13 protein-coding genes are annotated in these 12,391 nt (G+C 73.4%); 12 read left to right on the top strand and 1 reads right to left on the bottom strand.

Going from position 1 to position 12,391, the window contains the following annotated elements:
- The 3 genes from ACFW1A_RS23295 to ACFW1A_RS23285 all read left to right on the top strand — a co-directional run.
- Positions 1 to 835, top strand: an 835-nt coding sequence (locus ACFW1A_RS23295) for a putative Ig domain-containing protein (protein ID WP_380411114.1), incomplete at its 5' end; no start/stop codon positions are given.
- A gap of 161 nt (positions 836 to 996) precedes the next feature.
- On the top strand, positions 997 to 1,653 hold the full coding sequence (locus ACFW1A_RS23290; RefSeq protein ID WP_380411113.1) for a TetR/AcrR family transcriptional regulator: 657 nt from the start codon (positions 997 to 999) through the stop codon (positions 1,651 to 1,653).
- Positions 1,650 to 2,561 (top strand): diiron oxygenase, encoded by a 912-nt coding sequence (locus tag ACFW1A_RS23285; RefSeq protein ID WP_380411112.1) that lies wholly within the window; start codon positions 1,650 to 1,652, stop codon positions 2,559 to 2,561. Before ACFW1A_RS23290 ends, ACFW1A_RS23285 begins: the two co-directional genes overlap by 4 nt.
- Before the next feature lie 31 nt (positions 2,562 to 2,592).
- On the opposite strand, the gene ACFW1A_RS23280 is transcribed toward ACFW1A_RS23285, so the two are convergent.
- Positions 2,593 to 4,428 (bottom strand): potassium channel family protein, encoded by a 1,836-nt coding sequence (locus tag ACFW1A_RS23280; RefSeq protein WP_380411110.1) that lies wholly within the window; start codon positions 4,426 to 4,428, stop codon positions 2,593 to 2,595.
- 227 nt (positions 4,429 to 4,655) lie between these two features.
- Here ACFW1A_RS23280 and ACFW1A_RS23275 point away from each other — a divergent pair, with 227 nt between their 5' ends.
- The 9 genes from ACFW1A_RS23275 to ACFW1A_RS23235 all read left to right on the top strand — a co-directional run bounded on the left by ACFW1A_RS23275 (position 4,656) and on the right by ACFW1A_RS23235 (position 12,333).
- The gene (locus ACFW1A_RS23275; protein ID WP_380411109.1) at positions 4,656 to 5,960 is read left to right on the top strand and encodes an ATP-binding protein; all 1,305 of its coding nucleotides are present in this window, start codon (positions 4,656 to 4,658) and stop codon (positions 5,958 to 5,960) included.
- Positions 5,961 to 6,020: 60 nt separating this feature from the next.
- Positions 6,021 to 6,401, top strand: a complete 381-nt coding sequence (locus ACFW1A_RS23270) for a roadblock/LC7 domain-containing protein (protein ID WP_380411124.1) — start codon at positions 6,021 to 6,023, stop codon at positions 6,399 to 6,401.
- A complete protein-coding gene (locus ACFW1A_RS23265) occupies positions 6,398 to 6,757 on the top strand; it encodes a DUF742 domain-containing protein (protein WP_380411108.1) in 360 nt (119 codons plus the stop codon). Before ACFW1A_RS23270 ends, ACFW1A_RS23265 begins: the two co-directional genes overlap by 4 nt.
- The gene (locus tag ACFW1A_RS23260) at positions 6,735 to 7,358 is read left to right on the top strand and encodes an ATP/GTP-binding protein (RefSeq protein ID WP_380411107.1); all 624 of its coding nucleotides are present in this window, start codon (positions 6,735 to 6,737) and stop codon (positions 7,356 to 7,358) included. Before ACFW1A_RS23265 ends, ACFW1A_RS23260 begins: the two co-directional genes overlap by 23 nt.
- Positions 7,355 to 8,785, top strand: a complete 1,431-nt coding sequence (locus tag ACFW1A_RS23255; protein WP_380411106.1) for a cytochrome P450 — start codon at positions 7,355 to 7,357, stop codon at positions 8,783 to 8,785. Before ACFW1A_RS23260 ends, ACFW1A_RS23255 begins: the two co-directional genes overlap by 4 nt.
- Positions 8,767 to 9,891: a cytochrome P450 gene (locus tag ACFW1A_RS23250; RefSeq protein WP_380411123.1), complete on the top strand. Its 1,125-nt coding sequence runs from the start codon at positions 8,767 to 8,769 to the stop codon at positions 9,889 to 9,891. Before ACFW1A_RS23255 ends, ACFW1A_RS23250 begins: the two co-directional genes overlap by 19 nt.
- A gap of 177 nt (positions 9,892 to 10,068) precedes the next feature.
- A complete protein-coding gene (locus ACFW1A_RS23245; protein WP_380411105.1) occupies positions 10,069 to 10,452 on the top strand; it encodes a GntR family transcriptional regulator in 384 nt (127 codons plus the stop codon).
- A 16-nt stretch (positions 10,453 to 10,468) separates the two neighbouring features.
- A complete protein-coding gene (locus tag ACFW1A_RS23240; protein WP_380411103.1) occupies positions 10,469 to 11,362 on the top strand; it encodes an ABC transporter ATP-binding protein in 894 nt (297 codons plus the stop codon).
- On the top strand, positions 11,359 to 12,333 hold the full coding sequence (locus tag ACFW1A_RS23235) for a hypothetical protein (RefSeq protein WP_380411102.1): 975 nt from the start codon (positions 11,359 to 11,361) through the stop codon (positions 12,331 to 12,333). The genes ACFW1A_RS23240 and ACFW1A_RS23235 overlap by 4 nt, the downstream gene beginning before the upstream one ends.
- Positions 12,334 to 12,391 lie beyond the last annotated feature (58 nt).

The following is a 12,391-nucleotide window of genomic DNA, read 5'->3' as shown; positions in this document are numbered from 1 at the left end:
CACCGGCACCCCGACCACCGCCGGCACCTCCTCGGTCACGGTGACCGCCACCGACTCCACCGGCCCCACCGGCACCGCCACCTTCACCTGGACCGTCACCGGCGGCACCACCGGCAGCGTCACCGTGACCAACCCGGGCAACCAGTCCGGGACCACCGGCACCGCCGCCTCGCTGCAGCTGCACGCCACCGACACCGCCACCGGCACCCTCAGCTGGTCCGCCACCGGCCTGCCCGCCGGCCTGTCGATCAACGCCGCCACCGGCCTGGTCACCGGCACCCCGACCACCGCCGGCACCTCCTCGGTCACGGTGACCGCCACCGACTCCACCGGCCCCACCGGCACCGCCACCTTCACCTGGACCGTGGCCCAGGCGAGCGGCTGCACCGCCAAGCAGCTGCTCGGCAACCCCGGCTTCGAGACCGGCACCGCCTCCCCCTGGACCGCCAGCAGCGGTGTCATCGACAACTCCAGCTCCGAAGCCGCCCACTCCGGCTCCTGGAAGGCCTGGCTCGACGGCTACGGCTCCACCCACACCGACACCCTCTCCCAGACCGTCACCGTCCCCACCGGCTGCAAGGCCACCCTCACCTTCTGGCTCCACATCGACACCGCCGAGACCGGCACCACCGCCTACGACAAGCTGACCCTGGCGGCCAACAGCTCCACCGTGGGCAGCTGGAGCAACCTCAACGCCAACAGCGGCTACGCCCAGCAGACCGTCGACCTGTCCTCCTTCGCCGGCCAGACCGTGACCGTCAAGTTCACCGGCACCGAGGACAGCAGCCAGCAGACCAGCTTCGTGATCGACGACACCGCGCTCAACGTCTCCTGACCACCGCGGACACCTGAGCACCTGAACACCTGAAGATCTGACGACGCCACAGGGGCGGGGCAGCGGCATCGGCCGCCGCCCCGCCCCTGTGGCGTCGTCCACGGCCGTAGGGGGCGTCAGGGGTATTGCTGAAGCACTGAATCGCTGCTTCACTTCTTCGCATGGCCTATCGGAAGACTCCCGCGGTTCAAGCCAGGCTCGACGCGCAGCGTGCCGACGTGCTCCATGCTGCTGTCGAGCTGCTGGCCGAACGCGGCTACGCGGCCTGCTCGGTGGCGGCCGTCGCCGAGCGGGCCGGGATCGCCACCGGGAGCGTGTACCGGTCCTTCCCGAGCAAGGCCGAGCTGGTGGCGGAGCTGTTCCGGACCGTGGTGAGCAGGGAGGTGGCGGCGGTGCACGAGGCCGCGACCTTCGCGGGCGACCTGCACGACCAGGTCGCCTCGGTCATCGGCACCTTCGCCGGCCGGGCCCTGAGCACCCCGCGGCTGGCCTACGCGCTGCTGGCCGAGCCGGTGGACCCGGAGGTGGAGGCCGAGCGCCTGGTCTTCCGCCGGGCCTTCCGGGACGTGATCGCGACCCGGATCGCCGAGGGCGTCGCGGCCGGCCGGCTGCCCGCCCAGGACCCGGAGCTGACCGCCGCGCTGCTGGTCGGCGGGGTGGGCGAGGCCCTGGTCGGCCCGCTCGCCGACGGCCGGGCCCCCGACGACCTGGTCCCCGCACTGATCGCCTTCGCGCTGCGCGCCCTGGGCGGCGCCCTCCCCACGCCCGCCGCCGCGGCCGCCCCCACCCTCACCGATCCCACCGGAGCGACCCCGTGACCGCACCCTCCCCCACCGCCGAGACCGCCGACCGACGCGAGCACAACGCGGCCCGCCTGCTGCGGGTCTCCGCCAAGCACTCGCACGACCCGCTGACCGAGATCGACTGGGACGCCCCGCTCGACCCGGACCGGTTCGCCCTGCCCGCGCACCGGGTCAGCCTCTACGGCACCCACCTGTGGGAGCGGCTGACGCCCCGTCAGCAGGCCCGGCTGAGCACCCACCAGCTGGCCAGCGTCACCTCGGCCGGGATCTGGTTCGAGCTGATCCTGATGAACGGGCTGATCCGGCACGTCTACGACGGCGACCTGACCACCCAGCACGCGCAGTACGCGCTCACCGAGGTGGCCGACGAGTGCCGCCACTCCACGATGTTCGCCAAGTACATCACCAAGACCGGCTACCCCTCGGCCCGGCCGAGCCGCCGGGCGCACCGCCGGGGCAAGCTGCACCTGCTGCTCAACGACACCACGCTGACCTTCGCCGGGGCGATCTTCGTCGAGGAGTTCACCGACGCGATGCAGCGCGAGATGATCCGGGACGAGAGCCTGCAGCCGCTGGCCCGCGCCGTGGCGAAGATCCACGTGATCGAGGAGGCCCGCCACATCGGGTACGCCAAGCCGGAGTTGGAGCGCCGGTGGGCCCGGATGAGCCCGGCCCGCCGGGCGCTGTTCCGCCAGGTGATGGGCATGGTCGCCTACGAGTCGGTGGCCGAGTGCGTCAACCCGCGGATCTACGCGATGGCCGGCCTCGACCCCGTCGAGGCGCGCCGGGTGGCCGCGGCCAACCCGCACTGGCGGGCCGCCCGGGTGGACTGGGCCCGCAAGGCGGTGGCCTTCTTCACCGAGCTCGGCATCATCGACAAGCGCAGCGAGACGCTCTGGCGCCGCGCCTCGCTGCTGCCCTGAGCCCCGCCGCGGCCGGTGCGCCGCGGCCGGCTCAGCCCGCGCCCCGGGCCGGGACCAGGGCGTGCGGGGCCAGGCTGTTGAGCCGGGCCAGGCCGCCGCGGGTGGCGGCGACCACCACCTGGTCGCCCACCCGCAGGCCCCGGCTGCGGTCCGCGTAGCTCCACTGGTAGGCGGCCGACGCGCGGTTCACCCGCACCGCCAGCACCCGCACCCCGTCCAGCTCCTCGATGCCGTTGCGGCTCATCCCGACCAGTGCCGAGCCCTCCGCCGCCGTCAGCTCGGCGATCAGCAGCACGTGCCGCTGCACCGAGAGGGTGCCCAGCACCTCGCGCCCCATCAGCGCCGCCGCGAAGGCCGGCGCCGCCAGGTAGGAGACCGAGCGGGAGGCGACGTGGTCGCCGAGGGTGGCGTAGACGTGCTGCGCGAAGTCGTCGTCGAACAGGCGCACCACCATCCGGACGTCCTGGCGCAGCGCCCGTGCCTCCAGCGCGGCCTCCAGGTTGACCGCGTCGTCACTGGTCACCGCGACCACGGCGCGGGCGTGCCGGCCCCGCACCTTGGCCAGTTGGTCGCTCATCGGGCCGTCGCCGACCACCACCGGGATGCCCAGGCCGCGGACCGCGGCCACCCCGCGGGCCTGCGGGTCGCGTTCCAGGCCCGCGACCGGGACGCCGAGTTCGTGCAGCAGGGTGGCCACCCGGGTGCCGACGTTGCCGAGCCCGACCACGATCACGTGGCCGCGCAGCCCCGCGCTCGGCGCCCGGCCGAGCCCGCGCCGCCCGGAGGCCAGCAGGTCGACCGCCACCGCGGTGATCACCGGCACCAGCGCGATCCCGCTGAAGGTGATCACCACTTGGGCCAGCCGCTGCCAGGCCCCGCCGGTTCCGGCACCCGGGTCGTTCATCTGGTCCGGCTGGGCGGACCCGGCCATGTCCAGCAGCGTCAGGTAGGCGGTCCAGCCGAGGCTGTGGTTGAAGTGGTAGATCACCACCGAGGCGGACAGCACGGCGGCGAAGGCGGTGCACAGCACCAGTCGGATCCGGGCGCTGGTGAAGAACCGCAGTCCGTCCAGGAAGCGGTAGCGCAGCCGGGAGAGCAGCGGGATGCGCAGCGGCGGCTCGGTGGGCAGGGTCTGCAGCACCGCGATCCCGTCCGGGTCCTCCGGCTGCTCCTGCTGCTCCTGCTGCCCCGGCAGGCCGCTCGCGCCGTCGACCTTGCCGGCCAGGGCGATGAACGGCAGCGCCGCCGACGGGGTCTCGGGCAGCAGCCGCATCCGGCTCAGGTCCTGCGGGTCGATCCGGTCGGCGGCCACGCACAGGTGGTTGGCCCTGGGGTCGGCGTCGTACGCCACGTAGAGGTAACGGTCCTCCACCTGGACCGAGTTGGGGCGTGCCAGGGCGGCGTTGGCGAAGGCGGGGGCGGCGGTGGCCGAGCCGGACAGCGCGGCGCAGTTGGTCAGCAGTGACTGGATCTGCTCGCCGAGGCGCAGGTTGAACATCCGCAGCACGATCCGGATCGTCGGGTTCAGGCCCTGGGCGGTGAGGGCGGCGTGGATGTTGGACTGGTCGTCCCCGTCCACCAGGGCCAGGCCCCGGGCGCCGGCCGCGCCGGCCGCGGCCAGCGCCTCGGGGGTCAGCGTGCCGAACTCCAGCACCGCCGCGACGCCCTCCAGGCGCTCGATCCGCGGACCGTGGTCCTGCGTCCGGTCCGGCACCACCGCGACCACCGGGACCTTGTAGTGCTCGGTCAGTTCCACGATCAGACGGTGTGCCAGGGCGTTCGCCCCGCACACGACGTAGTGCTCCGCGAAGGGGGTCGACGTCTGCTCCGCGGCCGGCGGAGGCGCCCCCCGAACTGCCTCTCTCATGCTTCCGGATGGTACAAGCGGGACGGTCGCCGGAAGCACGGTCGTCGAAATGTTCAGCTCGTTCAGTACCGCGGCCCGGACTCCGGGCGGCTCGCCAACGGCGATCGTTTCTGGCCACTCGGGAGGAAAAACGAATGGTCAAATCACGTAGTGAGACAGGTCTCTGACAATCTGTTGTCGATCTGGTTAGATGAGGCGCGCCCGAGCCGACGCCCCGTGCAAGGAACTTGATGTCGCAGATACCGCAGGCGGTGACCTGGTGCCTGGCCGCCGGACTGCTGGTGGCCCTCGTCCTGCTGATCTCCCAGTGGCGCGCCGCCCGGGCCGGGGCCAGGTCGGTGGCCGGTCTGCGGGCCCAGCTGCGGGCCCGGGACGACGAGGCGCACCGGCTGGCCACCGTTCAACTCCCGGCGCTGGCACACTCCGCGGTGGCGCATCCGCAGGTCACCGATCCGCTGCTGGCCGGCACCGTCTTCGCCGGTGACCTGGCCGCCGTGGTCGAGCAGTTCGCCGGCGCGGTGCACCGTGCCGAGGTCCGCGCCGACCAGAACGCCAAGGCCGCGCTGAAGGGCGCGATGCGCGCGCTGCAGGGGCTGGCCAACGAGCAGCAGGTGGCGATCTCCGAGATGCAGGAGCGGCACGACCAACCGGGCGTGCTGCGCGACCTGCTGGAGATCGACCACGCCAACTCCCAGTTCGGGCGCCGGGCCCAGGCCATCGCCGTGCTCTGCGGCTCCTGGCCGGGCCGCCAGCGCAGCGCCTCCGCGCTGACCGACGTGGTGCGCGGCGCCAAGTCCCGGATCCGCGACTACAAGCGGGTGGAGCTGCGCACGCAGATCGACCTGGCCGTGGTCAGCCGGGCGGTGGAGCCCGTGGTGCTCGCGGTGGCGGAGCTGCTGGACAACGCGGCCCGGCACTCGCAGCCCAACACCACGGTCGAGGTCAACCTGCAGACCGCGCACCACGGCGCCTGCGTGGTGATCGACGACGCCGGGGTCGGCATGGACCCGCGCGAGGTCCAGCTGGCCGGCGAACTGCTCACCGGACACCGCTCGGTGGACGTCACCAGGCTCGGCGACCCGCCGCAGTTCGGCTTCGCGGTGATCGGGGTGCTGGCGGCCCGGTACGGCTTCCAGGTCTCGGTGGACACCCGCTCGCCCTACGGCGGCGTGCGGGCGGTGGTCTTCCTGCCCACCGCGCTGCTCACCCAGGTCGAGCGGCCGCCCGTGGTCGAACCGCCCGCACCGCTGCCGGTCCGGCCGGTCACAGCGGCCGCACCGGTCGCGCCGGTCGCCGCCGCCGAACCGGCCGAGCCGGCCAGGTTCGAGGGCCGCACGGCCGGCGGGCTGCCCCGGCGGCGGCGCCGGGAGCCGCTGGCCGCGGCCGGGACGGCCGAGCCGGTCCCCGGCGACCCGACCGTCCCGGCGGCCGGCGACCCGGACCGGGACGCTGCCGACATCGCCCGCCGGATGGGCGCCTTCGCCCGCGGCACCCGGGCCGGCCGCGCCGCCGACCCCACCGACACCCACTGACCCCTCTACCCCCACGAGGAGCTCTCCTTGGCCAGCCTGCCGACCAATGACCTGGGGTGGATGCTCGACGACGTGCTGCTGGTCCCGCACGCCCGGCACGCCATCCTGCTCTCCGCCGACGGCCTGCTGCGGGCCCACTCGTCCGGCATCTCCCGGGACGAGGCGGACCGGCAGGCGGCCGCGCTGTCCGGCGTCCAGTCGATCAGCCGCTCCACCGCCGGCTTCCTCGGCGGCGAGCCGACCCCGTGGCGGCAGACCCTGATCGAGTTCGCCGGCGGCTACGTCTTCCTGGTGGCGGCCGGCCCCGGCGCCTACCTCGCGGTGTCCGCGGGGGAGTCGGTGGACATGGAGGCGGTCAGCTACCGGATGCAGAAGCTGGTGGACCGGCTCGGCAAGGAGTTGACCGCACCGCCCAGGCAGGACGCGGGAGCCCTGCGGTGAGGCGCGCCGTGGGCGCGGACCGCGGCCTGGTGCGGCCGTACGTGGTGACCAACGGGCGGTTCGAACCGACCCGCAACACCTTCGACCTGGTCACCCTGGTCACCGCCGTGCCCGACCGGCCGGTGCGCGGGCTCGGCCCCGAGCAGCGCCGGATGGTCGACCTGTGCGCGCACGGCGCACTCTCGCTGGCCGAGGTCGCCGCGTACCTGCGGCTGCCGGTCAGCGTGGCGAAGGTGCTGCTCGGCGACCTGGTCGACAGCGGCCACCTGCTCACCCGGGCGCCGATCCCGCCCGCCCAACTGCCCACGTCCCAACTGCTCCAGGAGGTACTGGATGGCCTTCGGGCCCGGCTCTGAGACCAACCTCCGGGAGGAGGGGGTCAGTTACCTGGGCGACGGGGTGCAGACCGCGGTCAAGCTCCTGATCACCGGCCACTTCGCGGTCGGCAAGACCACCTTCGTCGGCACCCTCTCGGAGATCGAGCCGCTGCGCACCGAGGAGCCGATGACCGAGGCCAGTGTGGCGGTGGACGACCTGACCGGCGTGCCGGAGAAGCAGACCACCACCGTCGCCATGGACTTCGGGCGCCTGACGCTCAGCCGGTCCCTGGTCCTCTACCTGTTCGGGGCGCCCGGCCAGCAGCGCTTCACCCCGCTCTGGCGGGACATGACGCTGGGTGCGCTCGGCGCCCTGGTGCTCGCCGACACCCGGCGCCTGGAGCACTCCTTCCCGGTGATGGACCTGCTGGAGGAGCACGGGCTGCCCTACGCGGTGGCCGTCAACCAGTTCGACGGCGCCCCGGAGTTCGCTGAGGACGAGCTGCGCGAGGCGCTCGACCTGCTGCCCAGCACCCCGCTGGTCAGCTGCGACGCCCGCGACCGGGAGTCGGCCACCCGGGCGCTGATCTCGCTCGTCCAGTACCTGCTCACCCGATCCCCAGCAGCGGAGCCTGTGTGAACGCCCCTCTCCCTCCCCCCGGTTGCCCCGCCCACCAGGACGGCTTCCCGCTCCACAGCCCGGAGTTCGCCGCCGACCCGGCGGACGTCTACGCCCGGCTGCGCGCCGAGCACGGCCAGCTCGCCCCGGTCGAGCTCTACCCCGGTGCCACCGCCACCCTGGCGCTCTCCTACCAGGCCTGCCTGGACGTGCTGCGCTCCCCGGAGACCTTCTCGAAGGACCCGCGCCGCTGGAAGGGCCTGGCCGACGGCCGGGTGGCCCCCGACAACCCGGCGGTGCCGATGATGGCCTACCGGCCCAACGCGCTGTTCGCCGACGGCGACACCCACGAGCGGCTGCGCGGCGCGGTCAACGACTCGCTGGACCGGATCGACCCCAACGCGCTGCGCAGCTACGTGGAGCGCAGCGCGGACCGGCTGATCGACACCTTCGCCGGCCACGGCCAGGCCGACCTGGTGGCCGACTACGCGCGTCCGCTGCCGCTCCTGGTCTTCAACGAACTCTTCGGCTCCCCCGCCGAGTTCGGCGACCGGTTGGTGCGCGGCATGTCCGGCATCTTCGACGGCGTCGACGCCGAGGCGGCCAACGCCGAGCTGTCCGCGACGCTGTTCGAGCTGGTCTCCCGCAAGCGGGCCGATCCCGGCCCGGACGTGACCAGTTGGCTGATGGCCCACCCGGCCGCGCTGAACGACGAGGAGATGCTGCACCACCTGGTGCTGCTGATGGGCGCCGGCACCGAGCCGCAGCTCAACCTGATCAGCAACACCCTGCGGCTGCTGCTCTCCGACGACCGGTTCGCCGGCGACCTGGCCGGCGGCAGCCTGCCGGTGGAGGACGCGCTGGACGAGGTGCTCTGGACCGACCCGCCGATGGCCAACTACGCCGTGCACTACCCGGTCCGCGACGTCGAACTGGCCGGGCACCTGCTGCCCGAGGGCGAGCCGGTGGTGATCAGCTTCGCGGCCGCCAACACCGATCCGGCCCTGGCCGGCTCGCCGCGCACCGGCAACCGGGCCCACCTGGCCTGGAGCGCCGGCCCGCACGCCTGTCCGGCCCAGGGCCACGCCCGGCTGATCGCCTCGGTGGCCGTGGAGCGGCTGCTGGACCGGCTGCCCGACCTGGAGCTGGACGTCAAGCCGGACGAACTGCGCTGGCGCCCGGGTCCGTTCCACCGCGCGCTCGCCGCCCTGCCGGTGCACTTCCCGCCGGCCACGGTGACCACCTCGCTCGCCACCCCGCAGGCTGTTCCGCTCACCGCACCGACCGCGCCCGACGACGCCCCAGGAGGCCGTTCATGGACCCCGACCGCTGCCCCTTCCGGATCGACCTCGCCGGAACCGACATCCACGCCGAAAACCGCGCGCTCTACCAGGACGGGCCGGTCGCGCGGGTGGAGCTCCCTGGTGGCGTGGTGGCGTGGGCGGTAGGCAGCCAGGCGCTGGTCAAGCAGTTGCTCGCCGACCCCCGGGTCTCCAAGAGCGCCCGGCAGCACTGGTCCGCCTTCGTCAACGGTGAGATACCCGCCGACTGGCCGCTGAACATCTGGGTCTCGGTGGACAACATGTTCACCGCCTACGGCCAGGACCACCGGCGGCTGCGCAAGCTGGTGGCCGGGGCCTTCACCGCCCGGCGCAGCGAGGCGCTGCGCCCGCAGGTGGAGCAGATCGTCACGGAGCTGCTGGACGGGCTGGACGGCACCGCCCCCGGCGCCGTCGTCGACCTGCGCGAGCGCTACGCCTACCCGATCCCGATCCAGGTGATCTGCTCGCTCTTCGGGGTGCCGGAGGACCTGCAGCCGGGCCTGCGGGACTGCGTGGACGCGATCTTCGACACCACCATCAGCGCGGAGGCCGCGCAGGCCAACTACGCCGAGGTGTTCCGGATCCTGGCCGAGCTGGTGGCCCGCCGGCGCAAGGAGCCGGCCGACGACCTGACCAGCGTGCTGATCACGGTCCGCGACGACGAGCAGGAGGGCGACCGGGCCGCCCTCACCGAGGACGAACTGCTCGCCACCCTGCTGCTCTTCCTGGGCGCGGGCCACGAGACCACGGTCAACCTGCTGGACAACGCGATCCACCTGCTGCTCACCCACCCCGAGCAGCTCGCCCTGGTCCGCGCCGGCCGGGCCAACTGGAGCGACGTGATCGAGGAGGCCCTGCGGGTCCAGTCGCCGGTGGCCAACCTGCCGCTGCGCTACGCGGTGGAGGACGTGCAGGCCGGCGACGTGCTGATCCGCAAGGGCGAGGCGATCCTGGCCGGCTACGCGGCGGCCGGGCGCGACCCCGAGCTGCACGGCGCCACGGCCGACGAGTTCGACCTGCTGCGCACCGACAAGGACCACGTCGCCTTCGGCCACGGCGCCCACTTCTGCCTCGGTGCCCCGCTGGCCCGGATCGAGGCCGAGCTGGCCCTGCCGGCGATCTTCGCCCGGTTCCCCGAGCTGGCCCTGGCCGAGGAGCAGCTGACCCCGGTGGAGTCCTTCATCTCCAACGGGCACCGCCGCCTCCCGGTGGTGCTGCGCCCCGCGGACTGACCCGCCCCCGAGCACAGTTCGGCCCCCGACCGCCCAGCGGTCGGGGGCCGAACTGCGTTCCGCTCCGGAGTCGATGCCGTGACGAATCGTCAATCAGCCTGCTGACCTGCGCCCTTGACAGCCCGTTCGATCGTGGGCAGGCTGTCCTACTGTCGTAAGACAATAGGAGAACAACTGGTGATCGAGTTCGTGCTGGACGGCCGCTCGAAGGTGGCCACGTACATGCAGCTGGTGCTCCAGGTGAAACAGGCGCTGCGGGTCGGACTGGCCCGGCCCGGTGACCAGTTGCCCAAGGTGCGGTCGGTGGCCCAGGCGCTGGCGATCAACCCCAACACCGTCCTGAAGGCCTACAAGGAGCTGGAGATGGCGGGCCTGGCCGAGGGGCGCCCCGGCGTGGGCACCTTCCTGGTCGGCTCGCTGGCCGGCCCAGCCCTGGAGCAACAGGCAGCACTGCGGACCGAGTTGATCGCCTGGCTGGACCGGGCCGGCGCCGCCGGCCTGACCCGCGAGGACATCGCCGCCCTGATCGACACCACCCTGCGCGCCACCCTGGAACAGTGACCATGCGGGAGCACAGATGACAGAATTCGCCCTGGAGACCGAGGGGCTCGGCAAGCGCTACGGGCGCAGCTGGGCCCTGCGGGACTGCACGCTGCAGCTGCCGACCGGCCGGATCGCCGCGCTGGTCGGCCCGAACGGCGCCGGCAAGAGCACCCTGCTGCACCTGGCCGTCGGGCTGTTGCGCCCGGACGAGGGACGGGTGCGGGTCTTCGGCCGGGACCCTCGCGCCGACGCCGGCGTCCTGGCCGGGATCGGCTTCGTGGCCCAGGACACCCCGCTCTACCGGGACTTCACCGCCGCCGAGTTGATCACCATGGGCGGCCGGCTGAACCGGACCTGGGCCGCGGACCTGGCCGCCGACCGACTGGCCCAGCTGGGCATCCCGGTGGACCGGCCGGTCGGCCGGCTCTCCGGCGGCCAGCGCGCCCAGGTCGCGCTCGCCCTGGCGCTCGCCAAGCGCCCCCGCCTGCTGCTGCTGGACGAGCCGATCGCGGCCCTGGACCCGCTGGCCCGGCACGAGTTCATGCAGACCCTGATGGGCGCGGTGGCCGAGACCGGCACCACCGTGCTGCTCTCCTCGCACCTGCTGGCCGATCTGGAGCGCAGCTGCGACCACCTCGTCCTGCTGCGCACCGCGTCCGTCCAACTCTCCGGCGAAGTGGACGAGTTGTTGGTCGGACACCGCACCCTGGTCGGGCCGCGCACCGACGGCCCGATCCCCGGCGTGGCCGAGGTGCTGCGGGCCAGCCACACCGACCGCCAGTCCACCCTGGTGGTGCGGCTGGACGGCGCCCCGCTCGACCCGTCCTGGATCGTGCACGACGTCGCCCTGGAAGACCTGGTCCTGGCCCACCTCGCCGCCGCCGAGACCCGCGCGGCCGCCCGTACCGCATCGGAGGTGGCCGCGTGATCTGGCTGACCTGGCGTCAACACCGCAAGCAGGCCCTGTACACGGTGGTCGGACTGGCCGTGCTGGCCGCCCTGCTGGTGCCCACGGGGCTGCAGATGCGCTCGTTCGCGAGCTCCTCGGGCTTGGCCGCCTGCCTGCGCGCGGCCGGCACCGCCCAGTTGGTGGCGGACAGCCCGCACGGGTGCGGGCGGATGCAGCAGGCCTTCACGGACCGGTTCGGCACCTTCTCGGTGGTCGCCGTCCTGCTCCTGCTGCTCCCGCTGCTGATCGGCCTGTTCTTCGGCGCCCCGGTGGTGGCGCGCGAGGTGGAGCAGGGGACGCACCGGCTGGTCTGGACCCAGGGCATCGACCGCCGCCGGTGGGCCGCCGCCAAGTTCGGCCTGCTCGGCGGGACGGCGGTGCTGCTCGCGGCGGTGTACGCGCTGGGCGTCTCCTGGTGGATCGCCCCCCTGGCGAGCTCCGGCACCGGGCGGATGGCGTACGGGTACTTCGACGCCCAGGGCGTCGCACCGATCGCCTACACCCTGTTCGCGCTGGCCCTGGGGACCTTCGCGGGCAGTGTCTGGCCCAAGGTGCTGCCGGCGATGGCGGCCACCCTGGGCGGGTTCGTGGCGGTCCGGGTGCTGGTGGAGGTGGGCCTGCGGCCGCACTACCTGGCCGCGAAGGTGCTCACGTACACGGTGGACTCCCCCGTGCTGGCGAACCGCTCCTCGGGGGCGTGGGTCCTGAGCGAGGGAGTGCGGAACGCGGCGGGGAAGCTGGTGATGGGCGACGGCCAGATCGGCTGCGCGGGCGGCCCGGCCGACCCCGGCAGCCTGTGCGCCCAGGCCGGACCGGGGGCCTACAACTGGGAGCTGTACCAGCCGGCGGACCGGTTCTGGGTGTTCCAGGGGATCGAGAGCGGGATCTTCGCGGCGCTGGCCGTGGGGCTGGTCTACCTGACGGTGCGCCGGCTGCGCCGGATCGCCTGATCGGCCGGGCTCCGGCACTCCCGCACCCCGGCGGATCGGCGCCGTGCTGGACCGCAAC

This window comes from Kitasatospora sp. NPDC058965, assembly GCF_042741245.1.
GTDB lineage: Bacteria > Actinomycetota > Actinomycetes > Streptomycetales > Streptomycetaceae > Kitasatospora.
Note: the sequence above shows the minus strand (reverse complement) of the source record. Positions and strands in the feature narration are given on the sequence as shown.